The sequence below is a fragment of the Vibrio sp. YT-19(2023) genome (assembly GCF_033337395.1).
The window spans coordinates 31,591-48,251 of sequence record NZ_JAWOQN010000003.1 but is presented as its reverse complement, the minus strand read 5'-3'; the positions used below and the strand labels follow the sequence as shown (position 1 = coordinate 48,251).

The following is a 16,661-nucleotide window of genomic DNA, read 5'->3' as shown; positions in this document are numbered from 1 at the left end:
TTCTTTCGCTGATAAAAAATGGCTTCAATTATACCTGACTTTACGATCAATGCCTCGTTTTTAAAGGTATTTTCCCACCCGTTAGTTCAAATCATCACCACTCAAATGATCTAAAACTTTCAACATCTTTAGTTTGAATGTTTTTCATTCATGAACGTATTTTGTTTCCTTTAGAAGAAGTGAATACTTATTTACATGCATTTTGGTATATACCAGTAGGGATTGGTTGATGTAAATTACTTACAAATACCCTTTATAGGGGAATAAATAGGGTTGTTTTAGGCGCTAGGTTGCCTAATTAAAGGAGTAATCAAATTGAAATAAGTAAAATAAAAGTGACCAGCTTCATGTTTGCATGCATAGAAAACAAACAGTTTCATGGTCTTTCGGATTGGAGTGTCAGAGGAAAGGACAAAAAAAATCGACCCAATAAGGTCGATTAAGGCAAACAAAGGAACGAAATAAAGAAAAATTAAACAGCTTTAACCCACCATTGCCATAGGGGTCATTGCAAAGAGGTGGTTTGCACAAGCCATGCGATCATGCATTACTTTAATCGGCTGCCCAAATTGAAGCGCCTTATTGCCATCAAGAACAAAGGCTTCTTGGTTAACATAAGCACATAAGCTCGATGTTTCGCCTGGTTCTAGAACGATGAACATACCATCAGAATATTGATTTGTGAGAAAGACCATGTCCCCTTCTTGAGGTTCATAATCAGAGGACTGTGCATCGAAGAACCAGCTCTTAGGCTGTACAGGTTTATGAAAACGCTTTGCAGCAACACAATACAGTGTTAATTCAGCTTGGCGATATTCACTGATATCGAGACAGCGAATGCGCTCATTAAACGTTTGAAATGCGCTGGCGTCATCAACGGTAAATTCACTGTTTGAGAAGGCACAGTTAACCAACAATTTTCGGGATAGATTGGTTTGGAAAATCATTTCCTCCCCCAGATCCAGCATTAAGCAAGCTTTTTGCTCGTCAAAATACCAATTCCATTTGTCGCTGGGTTTAAGCATTATTCCGTTCTCTCTTGACTAGTTAAATCAGTGGTAAAGAGGTAAGACGCTTAATTACCTACTCGTGATTTTTCAATTCTACAAACGAACGGATAAAAAAAAAGAGGAAACAAAGTCCTCTTTTTTATGTAACAGGTACTGATTTTTCAGTAGTTTTTGATGTATATGTTAAAGATTCTTAACAATATCACGTACGAGACCTGGGCCGTGGTAAATAAAGCCAGTGTAGACTTGAACAAGTTTAGCGCCTGCCATGATCTTTTCTTTGGCTGCAACATAGGAATCTACACCACCAACACCGATAATTGGAAGTTTGTCTCCAAGCTCTTCATGAAGCTTACGTACGACCTCCGTAGAGCGTGATTGCACAGGGCGACCACTCAAGCCACCTGCCTCATTGGCGTGTTTCATCCCTTCTACGATCGTGCGATCCAAAGTTGTGTTAGTCGCGATCACACCATCTATATTGTTTTTCAATAAAGAATCGCAGATTTGGCAGATTTCATCGTCACTTAAATCTGGCGCAATCTTTAATGCTAACGGGACATACTTGTTGTATTTCTCTGATAACTCCGCTTGTTTCGCCTTTAATTCGGAAAGCAGTTCATCAAGCGCTTCACCATATTGAAGTGAACGAAGACCTGGAGTGTTTGGCGATGAGATGTTTACTGCAATATAGCCAGCATACTCATACACTTTTTCCATACAAATCAGGTAGTCCTCTGCCCCTTTCTCAATTGGCGTATCTTTATTTTTACCGATGTTAATTCCGAGAACACAATTGAATTTTGCTCGTTTAACATTCTCGATCAAATTATCAACGCCTAGGTTATTAAAGCCCATGCGGTTGATGATCCCCTCTGCTTCCACTAAACGGAATAAGCGTGGTTTATCATTACCTGGTTGTGGTCGTGGCGTTACAGTGCCGACTTCGACAAAGCCAAAGCCCATGGCATCAAATGCTTCAATACATTCGCCGTTCTTATCTAAACCAGCCGCAAGACCAACAGGGTTACGGAATGTTAGACCCATACACTCAACTGGACGAGTTGGTAACTGTTGGCGGTAAAAGAGATCAAGTGGTGTGCCGTTAAAGCGTTGGAAGTTCTTGATTGCAAGATCATGTGCCTTCTCGGCATCGAGTTGGAAAAAGCCAGTTCTGGCTAGACGGTAAAGCATTGTGCCTCCGAAAGAAAAAAGCCCCGTATAAACGGGACAATATTATTTACCGTTTTTCATCGTAATTCAATGAAAATGAACGTAATAAGTAAAAACCTATATCTTTATAAGGTTTTCAAATATAAAACAAACAATTACAATCAAGTTTCTGCTATAAAAATCGTAACTAACCGCTTAAAAGCAATCGATTTCACTCTGTTTTAATTTCAACTCAATGTGACAATGTAACTATTTTCGTTCCAAATGTGAATAATAGATAATAAAAAGCCCCGTTAAATAACGAGGCTTTTACTTATGACTTGATTATTCCACTACTCTTTCGATGAGCAGTTGAGGTTTAAAAGTACTAGCTCTCGAAGTGCTACAGAGAACTTAGCAAATTCGTGTACTGAGCCAACTTTGAACTCGTTTAAGATACTCTCCCAGCGGTGCAACGATTGCTCGTTAGTTTCAATCCAATCTTCTAACGCAGCCATCACATCAAGCTCTTCGGTTGAGCAGCCACAATTCAGTACCTGAGCGGTAAGTTGACGTTGTTGCCAGTCCAGATCTTCACGGAATGCCGCTCTTGCAAGTGCTTGCCAGTTGTTATCAACGGCTTGGCTATTAATTTGCTTCAAGAACCAATGCAACGATAAACGGTCACCCAAGTTAAAGTAGAGTTTCGATGCTTGCTCAACCGTTTTACCTGTTTCACTTGCCACTGATGAAATATCCAGTGCAGATTGTAAGCTTGATAAGCGGGCAACTTGGTGAGCGAGTTTCTCTTCAACCCCTTTCTCTATCCAACCTTGAGCCAAGTCATTGTGTTCTTCAACTTCAGACTCAACTAACATAGTGTCTAGGGTTTCAGTGATAACATTGACATCTTGCTTGTAGATAGCAATCAACTCACCGACCGTGCATTTGCCGCTACGGTTACGAAGCAACCAGCGTGCAATTCGACGTAGTGCTCGGCGCACGTAAAACATAATTTCGTATTGAGCTTGCGCTGTCGCAACGTTATCAAGTTTGCGAGTTTGCTTGAGGATTGCTTCTAAATCAAAGATTTCTCTAGCCGCACTGTAAGCATTGGCAATATCGACAACACTTGCACCAGTTTCTTCTTGCAAACGAGTAACGAAGTTACAGCCCATTTCATTAACCATCTGGTTAGCCAATGCTGTAGCTATAATTTCAGCTCGCAGTGGGTGATTAACCATTTGATCTTTATAGTTACGTCGTAACGCACTTGGGAAATATTCAACAAGTTGTTTTGCATGGAATTCATCATTTGCGATTTCATCCGTAACAAGTTGCTGTTTAAGTACCATTTTACCGTAGGCAACTAACACTGATAGCTCAGGGCGAGTCAGACCTAGTCCCTGTTTTTCACGCTCGATTAGCGTTTCATCATCAGGAATGTATTCGAGAGCACGATCCAAGTACCCTGCTTTCTCCATAGTGTGGATGAATCGAATTTGCTCCTTAACAATGCCAACACCTTGCTGTTCAGTAACAGAGATCGACTCCGACTGACGGTAAGCATCATCCAAGACAATTTCACCCACTTCGTCTTCCATAGACTCTAGAATTTGGTTACGTTGCTTAACCGTAAGATCGCCATTTGAAACCAGTCCATTGAGGAAGATCTTGATGTTGACTTCATTATCCGAACAGTCAACGCCACCTACGTTATCAACGAAGTCCGTGTTCACTCGACCGCCAGTTAGTGCGTATTCGATACGACCAAGCTGAGTCATACCCAAGTTACCACCTTCACCAACCACTTTGGCTCTTAAGTCACGGCCGTCAATGCGCAGCATGTCGTTAGCACGGTCACCAACATCTGTATGAGTTTCTGTCGATGATTTAACGTAAGTGCCGATACCACCATTCCAAAGAAGATCGACTTTCATTTTCAAGATCATCTTTATCAGATCGTTAGGCGCTAAAGATGCTTTCTTCGTACCTAACATTTTCTGAATTTCTGGCGTCAACTGGATCGATTTTGATCGACGAGAGAAGATGCCACCACCTTGAGAGATCAAGTCTTTGTTGTAATCTTCCCAGCTTGATCTTGGCAAATTAAACAAGCGGTTACGCTCTTCCCAGCTGCTGGCTGAATCTGGATTTGGATCAATAAAGATGTGCATGTGGTTAAACGCAGCTTGCAATCGAATATGCTTCGATAACAGCATACCGTTACCGAACACGTCACCTGCCATATCACCTACACCGATTGCAGTAAAATCAGTGGTCTGACAGTTGATGCCCATTTCACGGAAGTGACGTTTAACAGATTCCCAACCACCTTTTGCGGTGATACCCATTGCTTTGTGATCGTAACCGTTTGAACCACCTGAAGCGAATGCGTCACCTAACCAGAAGTTGTATTCTGCAGAAACAGAGTTTGCCAAATCTGAGAAGGTTGCTGTGCCTTTATCGGCAGCCACTACTAGATATGGGTCATCTTCATCGTGACGAACAACGTTTTGTGGTGGTACCACCTCTCCTTCAATGATGTTATCTGACACATCTAGCAGTGCACGGATAAAGCGTTTGTAACAACGCTGACCTTCCGCAAAAATTTCATCACGAGTGGTGAGAGATGGCTGGCGTTTACAAACGAAGCCGCCTTTTGCACCCACTGGTACAATTACAGTGTTCTTAACCTGTTGCGCTTTTACTAAGCCAAGAATCTCCGTACGGAAGTCTTCTTGACGATCTGACCAACGCAAACCACCACGAGCCACTTTTCCACCACGAAGGTGAACACCTTCAATATCTGGTGCGTAAACAAAGATCTCGAATGCAGGTACAGGCTGCGGAATCTCAGGAATATCGCTTGGCTTCATTTTCAAAGATAACCAAGGCTTAGGCTGCTTATTCTCGTCTACTTGGTAGTAGTTGGTACGAAGCGTCGCCATGATCATTTCAATATAACGACGAATAATACGATCATCATCCAAGCTCTCTACACGATCCAACTGCTCTGTTAGCTTTTTAATTAGATCGTTTTGGCCTTTCTCGCTGCCTTTGTGTTTCGGATCAAATCGCTTGGTGAACAGCTTGACTAGACCTGTCGCTAAGTCTGGGTAGTGGCTTAGCGTATCTTCGATGTACTGCTGACTGAATGGGAAGCCGACTTGGCGCATGTATCGTGCGTAAGCGCGAAGAATGGAAATCTCACGGCCAGATAAAGACGCACCTAATAACAATCGGTTGAAACCATCACTTTCAAGATTACCCGCCCAAATGGCAGCAAATGCTTGTTGGAAACGATCACGAGCTTCACGAAGGTCAACGGTTTTCTCGCTCTTATGCAGCATAGAGAAGTCAAGGATCCAGAAAGTCTGCCCGTTGTTTTTCTCGATCTCATATGGCGATTCGCCAATCACACGCAAACCAAGGTTTTCCAACATCGGCATTACGTCAGAAAGGTGAATTGGTTCATCGCGATGGTATAACTTTAAGCGGACAGCTTTGGAATCTGCACCCTCTTCTTGAGGTCGGTAGAACAACATGCCAAGTTTATTATCATCACTTAACGCTTCTAAGCGCTCGATATCTGCAACCGCAGAACCTGGCATCATGTCCTCTTTGTATGAGCGAGGGAACGCACTCATATATTCTTTTGAAAGAGGAAGGCCTTTGCTTTCACCAAAGTTAGCAATGATGGATTCTTTTAGTCTGTCATCCCAAGAGGTAGAAACTTCCATTAGATTTTGCTCGATCTTTTTCACGTCTACGTCAATGTTGTTATTGTCTACACGAACAATGTAATGTGTTCTCGCTAGTGGGCTTTCTGAGAAGTACGTTGTAAATTCAACCTCTTGCTCGCAACCAAAGTACTGCTTAAGAATGCGTTGAGTTTGACGACGCAATTCTGTGTTGTAACGATCTTTAGTGACATAAACCATGCAACTGAAGAAACGACCAAATGGGTCTTTACGAACAAACAAACGCAGCAAGTCACGATCTTGCATTTGTACAACACCCATTCCCACCTCAAGCAGCTCTTCTTCATTAGCTTGAAGCAACTCGTCGCGTGGGTAGTTTTCTAAGATATTGTGCAATGCTTTGTATGAGTATGATCCGTGACGGTATCCACTTGCTTCAAGGATACGGTCAACTTTTTCACGGATCAGAGGAATACTTTGTACCGCTTGGTTGTAGACAGCGGAGGTATATAAACCAGTAAAGCGATGCTCACCTATTACTTTACCGTTTTTATCAAACTTTTTAATACCGATGTAATCAGTATAAGCTGGACGGTGGATACGAGATGCTTTGTTACCTTTGGTGATGATCAGAGCGTATGGTTTTTTCGCTTCTAATCGCGCTGAATCTGATAATTCAGAGAGCTTGACGCTACGCACGCGCTTGTCATCAGCAAACAGACCTAGTCCTTTTTCTTTAGCAGGAACAAGTTCGGTATCACCATTGACCTCTTTTAAGTCATAATCTTTATAACCCATAAAGGTAAAGTTATGATCTTCTAGCCAACGAAGAAATGCGATCGTTTCATCCATACGATCCGTTTGGATAGAAACACGATCTTTATTTTTCTCAAGTTCATCAGTAACAAACTTAAGCTTATCAACCATCTGCTTCCAGTCATCAACGACTAAGCGAGTATCAGATAGAATTCTTAACAGCTCTTCTTTAAGCGCTTGCATCTCGTCTTTACTAGTAAGGCGGTCTACCTCTATGTGGAAAAGTGATTGAAGAACACCACCCTCACCGTTTACGTCTGTAACTTGGCCTTTTTTATCACGCTGAATCTGTGTTGGGTTATTCAACATTAGGTGACAAACAAGATCCAAACGTGCTAAAGCCATTTTGACTGAGTCCACTAAGAATGGACTATCTGGAACAACAATTTCTACGATTGTGTGTGTGGATTGCCAGCCTTGACGACTTACGGTCGGGTTAAATACTCGAACCGAAATCTCTTCTGGTTTTTTTTCATTGATATGGTGCCAAAGGCTAACGACAGCACCATAAAGGTCGGATTCGTTTCGCTGAATTAGATCATCATCAGCAATGTTACTGAATAAGTGTTGAGCAAGTTTAGTTACAAGCGTTTGGTGAGAAAGCTCGAGTTTGTCTTGAATCAGTTGGTAAACCTTTTCAAGCAGAACCGGCACTACATTTTCACGCGCGGTCATATTCACACTCCACATTAGAATTGTTGTTGTAGGGGGACTTAGTAGCTAGGTTGTTACCTTAGAAACTAAGCATAGGTAATGCATGTACCCATTGTAAAAGCATAATTACAAATGTTTAACAACTAATCGTAGTGGTAAGAGGTGAAATGTCCGATTCTGTGACTAAGATTCCTATTTAACTCTCTGCAAATACAATACATCACAGAGTTTCTAACTTAAGAAACTTATTATTTTGGTCAGTTGTTAGTCTAAACTGGCCTCTAACGCCCAATTGACTAAGAAATGGTCTAAATCTCGCGGCGGGTAACTGCAAACGCAAACCGTTGTGTGTGACAACTTGAACAACACTTGCCGCACCAGAATAATGAGATAAAAACGTTTGATATGAAATGTTGAGATTGAAGTAGTAATAGTTCATGAAGTGCAAACTAAGTGACATAAACAAATAAGGTGGCCTTAATGACCACCCTATTGTGTTGTTTACTATTCGTCTAGTGCTTTAGTCACTTTTTCGAATAGATCTTTAGCAAGATTATCCATTGCTTTGAGCTTTTCAAGTTCTGCACGAATCATTGCTTGGCGAGCTTCATCGTATTTACGGAACTTAAGCAAAGGATCAATCATTCGAGAAGCTACTTGTGGGTTCGAATCATTTAGTTGGCGAAGAATTTCACCGGCAAACTGGTAACCTACACCGGATTTATCATGGAAACGTACAGGGTTCGCACTTAAGAACGAGCCAATTAAGCTGCGCGTACGGTTCGGATTTTTCAAACTAAATGCTTCGTGGTTCATGGTTGCTTTTACTTTTTCAAGAGCATCCTCTGCAGGATTGCTACCTTGCAGTGCAAACCACTTATCCATAACCAAACCATCGTGCTTCCATTTATCGCTGTAATCAGCCATAAGTGCTTCACGACACTCGAGCTGAGCGTTATTTGCAGCACTCATCGCAGCAATCGTATCTGTCATGTTATTTGCAGATGCGTATTGTGCGTTGACTAAATCATTACCTTTTGCCGTATGTGCTAGGTATTGTAGGCAACGGTTACGTAAAGCACGCTTGCCAATAGCAGCATGGTCGATCGTATACTCTGTTTGCTTAAGCGTGTGATAAGTCGCACTTAGCTCATCTTCTAATTCCTTAGAAAGTGACACTGTAATGCTGTTTAGCACTTTGTCTACGGCATCGATATCAATTTGTTGGTACCAACCAGTAATCTCATTGATTGAAGGCATAGAGAAAACTTGAGCAATGAAAGCTGGCTCAAGCGTTTCATCCAACAGCACACCGCGGAAAGCATCTATCACACCTTCAGAAAGCGATACTTCTTGTCCCGCTTGAACATTTTTCACATTCTGACGAATGTATTTAGCCAATAGCATTTGGCTAGCGTCCCATCGAGCAAAATCGTTCGTTGCGTGCTTCATCAAGAAGACTAACTCGTCATCGCTGTAATCGTATTCTAATTTGACTGGTGCCGAGAATTCACGCAACAAAGATGGCACTGGCTGTTCTTCGACATTTTCAAATACGAACGTTTGCTTATCTTGTTTAATATCCAGCACGTTATGAACAGATTCACCGTTAATCACCAGTGGGATAACTCGACCTTTCGAATCATACAACTCGATATCGAACGGAATATGCAGCGCTTGTTTTTCTGCTTGGTCTTGCGTCGGCTCCGTAAATTGCTCTACCGTTAGTGCGTAAATTTTTGCATCAGCGTTGTATTCGCTATTTACGCGTAGCGTTGGTGTACCCGATTGGCTGTACCACAAACGGAACTGTTTTAAATCAACACCGGTGGCATCTTCCATTGCAGAAACAAAGTCTTCACACGTCGCGGCGGTACCATCGTGACGTTCAAAATAAAGTTTCATTCCTTTTTGGAAGCCCTCTTCGCCAAGGAGTGTATGGTACATGCGAATAACTTCGCTGCCCTTTTCATACACCGTTAGCGTGTAGAAGTTATTCATCTCAATGACTTTGTCAGGACGAATCGGGTGAGACATTGGGCTTGCATCTTCCGCAAATTGAGGACCACGAATAATACGTACGTTATCAATACGGTTATCAGCACGAGAACCTAAGTCAGAAGAGAATTCTTGGTCACGGAATACGGTTAAGCCTTCTTTTAGACTTAGTTGGAACCAGTCACGACAAGTGACACGGTTGCCAGTCCAGTTGTGGAAGTACTCATGACCGATCACAGCTTCGATACCTAAATAGTCACGATCTGTCGCAGTTTGATCGTTCGCCAGAACATATTTTGAGTTAAAAATGTTCAAGCCTTTGTTTTCCATTGCACCCATGTTGAAGAAATCAACAGCAACGATCATGTAAATATCCAGATCGTATTCCAGGCCAAAGCGTTCCTCATCCCACTTCATCGAGTTGATCAGCGATGTCATCGCATGACCTGCACGATCTAAGTTACCTTTATCAACAAAGATTTCTAAATCAACACTGCGACCTGACATCGTTGTATATTTGTCACGCAATACATCAAAGTCGCCTGCAACAAGGGCGAACAAGTAAGCTGGTTTTGGATGCGGATCTTGCCATTGAACCCAATGACGACCGTTCTCTGCATCGCCTTCTGCAATTCGGTTACCATTGCTCAGCAAATATGGGTAAGCCGCTTTATCTGCGATCACTTTTGTTGTGTATTTTGCTAGAACATCCGGACGGTCTAGATAGTACGTGATACGGCGAAAGCCCTCAGCCTCACACTGAGTACAAAATGCGCCGCCTGATTTGTACAAACCTTCGAGTGCTGTATTCGCTTCAGGATCAATTTTGGTGACGATTTCAAGTTCAAATTCGGATGGAAGATCGGTCAGTACCAGCGATGACTCCTTCACCTCGTGATGAGCCCAATCCTCACCATTTACTTTTACAGCGTGTAGCTCAAGTCCTTCGCCATCGAGTTCTAGCGTTGTTGTATCGCCTTTTTGAGCAACTTTTGATACCGCCGTAACGATTGTGTCATTGTCATATAGATCAAAAGTAAGATCGATATCAGTAATCGCATGAGATGGCTCTTTATAATCTTTACGATATTTGGCCTGGGGAGCTTGAGACATGAGCATAAATCCTTGTATGTCGAACAACAAAAATACCAGACTGCATGATCAAAAATGCAGTTCTGGTATCACTATATAAGCTATTTGTAGGGGTTGTGGTATCAGAATACAAGTCTTTCCACCAAAAAACGGAGCTTTTAGTGCTCTAGCTCCGTTTTTTGATTAACATTTAAACAACATTAATGACTTACCGTACGCACGCGTAATTTGGCGCATGTTAAAGGCATCATGGCGTAACTCTATTGAGTACGGCGTACATATCACCATTGGAATCTTCGATCGTTAGCTCATTCTTGTTGAGCTTATACGTGGTTCCATGCTCGCCATTTTCATACAACAGAACCAGAAACTCATCTTCTGTGTAAAACACACCTTGTTTGATGGACTCATCCCCTTCTTCGTTCGAAACCCTAAACATGAACACGAAATCAGGTTGAAGTATCAAATCCATCTGATTAATGTTGTTTGCCACAAGACCGTCGCCAGATACGTGAGAGCTAGACCAAATACCTGCAAGTGAATTGGATAATCCCTTAGTGAATGTTACACCATTAAGATCAAGCGTATTATGGTTGTTGCGATAGGCATAAATTTGAGGCTCGTCGGTGTTTAAACCAAGAACGATTGTGTCTTCATTTGCGTTATACAGCCCTTCCCAATGGTCAACGGAATAGTCTTTCTTTTGAATATCAATAGAAAAGCTGTAGTCAGAACCTAATGAGAGTTTGATCGCACGAAAGTTTTCAGCCGACTCTTCGGGGTTTGGGTTCATCAAATACCAGTCTCCGATGAGAAACGGCGTGTCAAAGTGACTTAATTCATCTTCTCTGGTGTTTTCTCCACCAAACACACTAAAGCAGCAAAAGCTAAGTAAAATAAAGAACCACTTCATATCGGCATCCTTATCGTTTTCTTTTAGCTTAGCCAGTAGTCCTCACTTTCGCGAAATTTTAGATGTAGATCACGTAAATTATTGGGGGAAAATAAGCGAATATCTTGCTCGATATCGAGACAGCGGAAGACAAAAAGGCATAAAAAAAGAGTGAATCTGAAAGACTCACTCTTTTTATTCTAAATTGCCAGTTATTATGACTGATTTTCCTGCTTAAGTAGATCGACCATAATCGCGACAGACTCATCTAAATAAACATCAGGAGCCTCGTAGTCTTTTGGTATGTCATCCAATGTTTTGAATGCTTTTTTACCCAAAGCAACTTGACGTTCATTTATGCGTTGTAATCGAAGGGCTTCCGCTTTATCCGATTCAGCTTTACGAACTTTTTCGTTCAAAGACAAAGTATTATCGTCTTTTTCTTTACGATATTTCTCGATGTCTTCATTGATAAAGCGGAACTTCATTTCATCAGAAATACGCTTGTTATGAAGAGCAGTAAGTTTTTCAACTAAGGCGTCGTTACTTGGAAACGTTTGATATTGTGCTTTATCAATCTGATCCCAAGGTAAAGCATTGTCTTCAACACTTTCACCTGTTTCAGAAGCCTCTATTGGCGTTGGGTACGAAATATCTGGTGCAACACCACGATTTTGCGTACTTCCACCGTCAATACGATAAAACTTCTGAATCGTGTACTGAACATAACCTAGCTCTTTATCGAAAAGATCGTAAATATGATTCAGTGAACGATGTTGCTGAACTGTACCTTTACCGAAAGAGTTTTCACCTAAGATGATTGCACGATTATAATCTTGCATTGCCGCTGCAAAAATTTCAGATGCTGAAGCACTGTAGCGGTTAATCAACACCGTCAATGGGCCATCATAACTCACTTTTCCATCGGTATCGGCATTCACCTTGATGCGGCCATAGCTGTCACGAACTTGAACTACAGGACCTTCTTTAATGAATAAACCTGTCAATGCCGTCGCTTCTGTTAGCGCACCACCACCATTGTTACGTAGATCAACGATTACGCCGTCAACGTTTTTGGTTTTCAACTCAGCTAGTAATTTATCGGTGTCTTTCGATAAGCCGACGTAGAAACTTGGTACTTCTAAAATACCAATCTTCTTACCGTCTTTTTCGATGATTTCTGACTTAACCGCACGATCTTCTAAGCGAACTTTGTCACGAACAATTGTGACAATGTAACTCTTAGCATCGTTACCTTCTGGCAAGATCTGTAGATTAACCTTTGTGCCTTTAGGGCCTTTGATTAACTGAACAACATCATCCAGACGCCAACCGATCACGTCGACAATTTCTTCACCGTCTTGTCCAACACCAGTGATTCGGTCCCCTTCACCAAGTTGCTTACTCTTTGAGGCCGGACCGCCAACAACAAGTGAACGAATTACTGTGTAATCGTCTGTCATTTGCAAAACGGCGCCGATGCCTTCTAGAGAAAGGTTCATTTCCGATTGGAATTGCTCGGCATTACGTGGAGAAAGGTAGCTTGTATGAGGGTCAACCTGTCGCGCGAAGGCATTCATATACAACTGAAATGCGTCTTCATTGTTGGTCTGTGTGATGCGCTTCATCGCGTTGTTATAACGCTTCTCTAAAACTTCTTTAATCTCTGGCCACTCTTTGCCAGTCAGTTTCAGATTTAACGCGTCATATTTCACACGCTTGCGCCACAACTCGTTGAGCTCTGCTTCGTCTTTTGGCCATGCGGCTTCAGAGCGGTCTAACTCTATCTCGTCATCGGTATCAAACTTGATCTCTTCATCGAGTAGAGTTAACGCATAAGCAAAACGATCGAAACGCTTCTGCATTGAGAGGTTGTAAACATCAAAAGCAATTTGGTTGTTGCCCGATTTAAGCTGATCATCAAGCTCGACTGACCAATTTTTAAATGAGTCGATGTCTGCTTGAGTGAAAATATTTCTATTGTAATCAAGCAACTCTACATAGCGTTCAAAGATCGCTTTAGAGAAATCATCATTGAGGCTGAAGTGCTTATAATGAGAGCGGGTAAATCGCGAGGTGACTCGTTTGCTAGCTGTTTCATGCTGAACTTCAGGAGAAAGAACCGGCAGGTCATCTTTATGTAGTTTGGCTTCAAGAGCCTGAGCTGATGCTGCTAGCCATAAGCTAGCAGCAATCAGGGTCACTTTTGAACGGCAATTCATGCGTAGGAGTATCTCCTTTATGCGCGCAAGTGCTCCGCTTTCACAACCATTTGTAGGCCGTTAGCAAGTTGAACACGTACATCATCCTTATTGATTTCAACAATGGTCGCTGCCATGTTTCCTTTGCCCATGTTCACGTTAACTGCGTTACCTACTGTGATTTCATCAGCATTTAGAGCGCGCGTTTCTACAGGCTTAGTTGGTTTTTGTACTTTTGGTTTATTAGTACGACGAGGCTGTTGAGGCTTTTTAGCCGCAGGTTTCGCTTTCGCCTTACCCTCTTCACGAGCTTTTTGTGCTTGTTCTTTACGACGAGCCTGAACTTTCGCCTTGCTTTCTGCAAGTGTCGCTTTCGCGTGTTCAACGTGCTCTTCTTCTAGCTCACCACAAGGGTTGCCATCTAGGTCTACACGTACTGCACCTGGTTTTACACCGTGTAGGTAACGCCATGATGAAGTGTACTGTCTTAACGCTGCACGAAGCTGTGTTTTGCTTACTTTTTCGTCTTCATTTAGACGTTCCGCAAGATCTTGAAAAATACCAATTTTCAGAGGTTTTGCTTCACCTTCTAAAGTAAAGCACTTAGGGAAACATTCAGCAATATATGCAATAACTTCTTTGCTGTTTTTTAACTTTTCAGTCATGAGGGGTCCTGATTTGAGCGGATTTCCGCGAGCATTAAGAAAAAATATTCTCGTATTATAGTGACATGCCAAGGAAAAACCACACTCGAAGGCTAATTTATGCGTCGTTCGCGTGTGAATTAAGCAGCTTTTCTACTTCAACCATGAAATGAGTGAGACCTTCTTCGTCTGTTTCATTAAATCGGCCAATACTTGGACTATCAATATCAAGTACACCAACCACCTTTCCATTAATAGAAAATGGAATCACAATTTCTGAATTGCTCGCTGCATCGCACGCAATATGCCCCTCAAATTCGTGAACGTCGTATACTCTTTGTATAGTATTAGTTTGTGCAGCAGTACCGCAGACGCCTCGACCCATTGGGATACGAACACAAGCTGGTTTTCCTTGGAACGGACCAAGAACAAGCTCTTCACCTTTTGTTAGGTAAAAGCCTGCCCAGTTAAGATCGTCAAGTTCCATGAAAAGCAATGAGCTCAAGTTTGCTAGGTTCGCAATAAAGTCTGGTTCAGACTCAATTAGAGCAACAGCTTGTTTGGTTAGTCTTTGGTATTGTTCTAAGTTCATATTAACTTCCTACTTACTATAAAAGCTTCCATTCTCAATGTATGGCGCTAAAATGCAGCCCTACTTTATAATAGGACTTATTCTCAATTACAATGCTTCTGAAAAATGACACTATTAGCCGTTCTTGGTTGATAACACAAGTAAAAAAGCACAAGTCCAAGCTGATCATAGCGAACTTGATAGCGGTGCTTGCAACCTTGATTAGTGTTCCAATTCCTCTCCTCATGCCTTTGATGGTTGATGAGGTCTTATTGGACCAACCTGCAAAAGGCTTAGATGCCATGAATGCCATTCTCCCTGAAGCGTGGCACACTCCGACAGGCTATATTTTCTTCACCCTGTTCTTGGTTGTTCTTATGCGAGCTGCGAGCCAAGGATTAAATATCCTTCAAAGCCGACAATTTACGCTTGTTTCAAAAACCATCACGTTTGAGATGCGCAGTAAAATGATCGACAAACTCGGCCGTATCAGCATCCGACAATACGAAACCAAAGGTAGCGGAGGAATCAACGCACACCTTATCACTGACATTGAGACCATTGATAAATTTATTGGTTCTACGTTAGCAAAATTCGTTATCAGTTTTCTGACTGTTATTGGTACTGCTATCGTTCTACTTTGGCTCGATTGGCGACTTGGTCTGTTTATCCTGTTAGTTAACCCTATTGTCATTTACTTCTCACGTAAACTAGGCAGTATGGTTAAACATCTGAAACGGAAGGAGAATCATTCTTTTGAAATTTTCCAAAACCGTTTAGTTGAAACATTAGATGGAATCTACCAACTACGCGCGGCCAATAAAGAGCGAGAATTTCTCCAGCAACTCAAAGACAGTGCGAACCAAGTTCGCGTTGATGCAGACAAGTATGCTTGGCAATCTGAAGCGGCTGGTCGCGTTTCTTTCCTTCTCTTTTTGATCGGCTTTGAATTATTCAGAGCTGTCGCAATGTTAATGGTCATGTTCAGTGACCTTACTATTGGCCAAATATTTGCCGTTTTTGGTTACCTATGGTTCATGCTGTCTCCTGTTCAAGAGTTGCTTGGGATTCAGTTTTCTTGGTATAGCGCTAAAGCGGCATTAAAACGCATCAACGACTTATTAGAGTTAGAAGAAGAGCAGAGACCGGTTCCTAAGGTAAATCCTTTCAAAGAAGGTAGAGAAGTTGATGTTAAAGTAGAAAACATTAATTTCTCTTACAATAATGAAAACAAAGTCCTAGATAATCTTTCTTTACATATGCCGGCAGGAAAGAAAGTGGCGTTGGTTGGTGCAAGCGGCGGTGGTAAGTCAACCTTGATACAATTACTTATTGGGGTTTACCGTCAAAACTCCGGTAGCATTCGCTTTAATGATGAATTAACAGAAGATATTGGTTTTGAAGTAATTCGCGACAAAATTGCCGTGGTATTACAGCAACCTATACTATTTAACGATACCTTGAGGCATAATCTAACGCTTGGTGGGAGTTTTGACGAAATGTCACTTTGGCGTGCGCTTGAAGTGGCTCAGCTGCATGATGTAATTTCTCAACTTAACCACGGCTTGGATACTCAAGTTGGTCGTAATGGCATTCGTTTGTCAGGAGGTCAACGACAACGGCTTGCCATTGCTAGAATGGTGCTGAGTAATCCTCAATTTGTTATTTTAGACGAAGCCACGTCTGCGCTAGATACCGCTACTGAAGCGGCTTTACACAAAGCACTGACCGAGTTCTTACGTGGTAGAACAACATTAATCGTTGCGCACCGACTATCCGCTGTGAAACAAGCCGATTTGATCTACGTGCTTGAAGATGGGAAAGTGACGCAAACTGGTACTCATGGTGAGTTAGTTGAACAAGAAGGCTTATATCAAACCTTATATGGGGGCATACAGTCCCACGCTTAAATCGTTCAAGCTAGAGA

General features: G+C 42.0%; 10 protein-coding genes. 1 reads left to right on the top strand and 9 read right to left on the bottom strand.

Features of this window, described 5'->3' with window-relative positions:
- Positions 1–482: 482 nt before the first annotated feature.
- The 9 genes from R7E78_RS03340 to R7E78_RS03300 form a co-directional block, all read right to left on the bottom strand.
- The gene (locus R7E78_RS03340; protein WP_005377444.1) at positions 483–1,025 is read right to left on the bottom strand and encodes a cell division protein ZapC; all 543 of its coding nucleotides are present in this window, start codon (positions 1,023–1,025) and stop codon (positions 483–485) included.
- 168 nt (positions 1,026–1,193) lie between these two features.
- The gene (pyrD, locus tag R7E78_RS03335) at positions 1,194–2,204 is read right to left on the bottom strand and encodes a quinone-dependent dihydroorotate dehydrogenase (RefSeq protein WP_017634281.1); all 1,011 of its coding nucleotides are present in this window, start codon (positions 2,202–2,204) and stop codon (positions 1,194–1,196) included.
- Between the two features lie 311 nt (positions 2,205–2,515).
- Positions 2,516–7,357, bottom strand: coding sequence for an NAD-glutamate dehydrogenase (locus tag R7E78_RS03330; RefSeq protein ID WP_318057638.1), 4,842 nt, complete (start codon positions 7,355–7,357; stop codon positions 2,516–2,518).
- 199 nt (positions 7,358–7,556) lie between these two features.
- Positions 7,557–7,775, bottom strand: a complete 219-nt coding sequence (locus R7E78_RS03325; RefSeq protein ID WP_005377440.1) for a DUF2835 domain-containing protein — start codon at positions 7,773–7,775, stop codon at positions 7,557–7,559.
- A 65-nt stretch (positions 7,776–7,840) separates the two neighbouring features.
- Complete coding sequence (pepN, locus tag R7E78_RS03320; RefSeq protein ID WP_318057637.1) at positions 7,841–10,447, bottom strand: aminopeptidase N; 2,607 nt, start codon at positions 10,445–10,447, stop codon at positions 7,841–7,843.
- A gap of 226 nt (positions 10,448–10,673) precedes the next feature.
- Positions 10,674–11,339 (bottom strand): hypothetical protein, encoded by a 666-nt coding sequence (locus R7E78_RS03315; RefSeq protein ID WP_005377438.1) that lies wholly within the window; start codon positions 11,337–11,339, stop codon positions 10,674–10,676.
- Positions 11,340–11,533: 194 nt separating this feature from the next.
- Positions 11,534–13,540 (bottom strand): carboxy terminal-processing peptidase, encoded by a 2,007-nt coding sequence (gene prc / locus R7E78_RS03310; protein ID WP_318057636.1) that lies wholly within the window; start codon positions 13,538–13,540, stop codon positions 11,534–11,536.
- A gap of 17 nt (positions 13,541–13,557) precedes the next feature.
- On the bottom strand, positions 13,558–14,184 hold the full coding sequence (proQ, locus tag R7E78_RS03305) for an RNA chaperone ProQ (RefSeq protein WP_005377435.1): 627 nt from the start codon (positions 14,182–14,184) through the stop codon (positions 13,558–13,560).
- A 97-nt stretch (positions 14,185–14,281) separates the two neighbouring features.
- On the bottom strand, positions 14,282–14,755 hold the full coding sequence (locus R7E78_RS03300) for a GAF domain-containing protein (protein ID WP_005377433.1): 474 nt from the start codon (positions 14,753–14,755) through the stop codon (positions 14,282–14,284).
- 92 nt (positions 14,756–14,847) lie between these two features.
- Between R7E78_RS03300 and R7E78_RS03295 the strand changes: the two genes are divergently transcribed.
- Positions 14,848–16,644, top strand: coding sequence for an ABC transporter ATP-binding protein (locus R7E78_RS03295; RefSeq protein ID WP_318057635.1), 1,797 nt, complete (start codon positions 14,848–14,850; stop codon positions 16,642–16,644).
- The last annotated feature ends 17 nt before the right edge of the window (positions 16,645–16,661 follow it).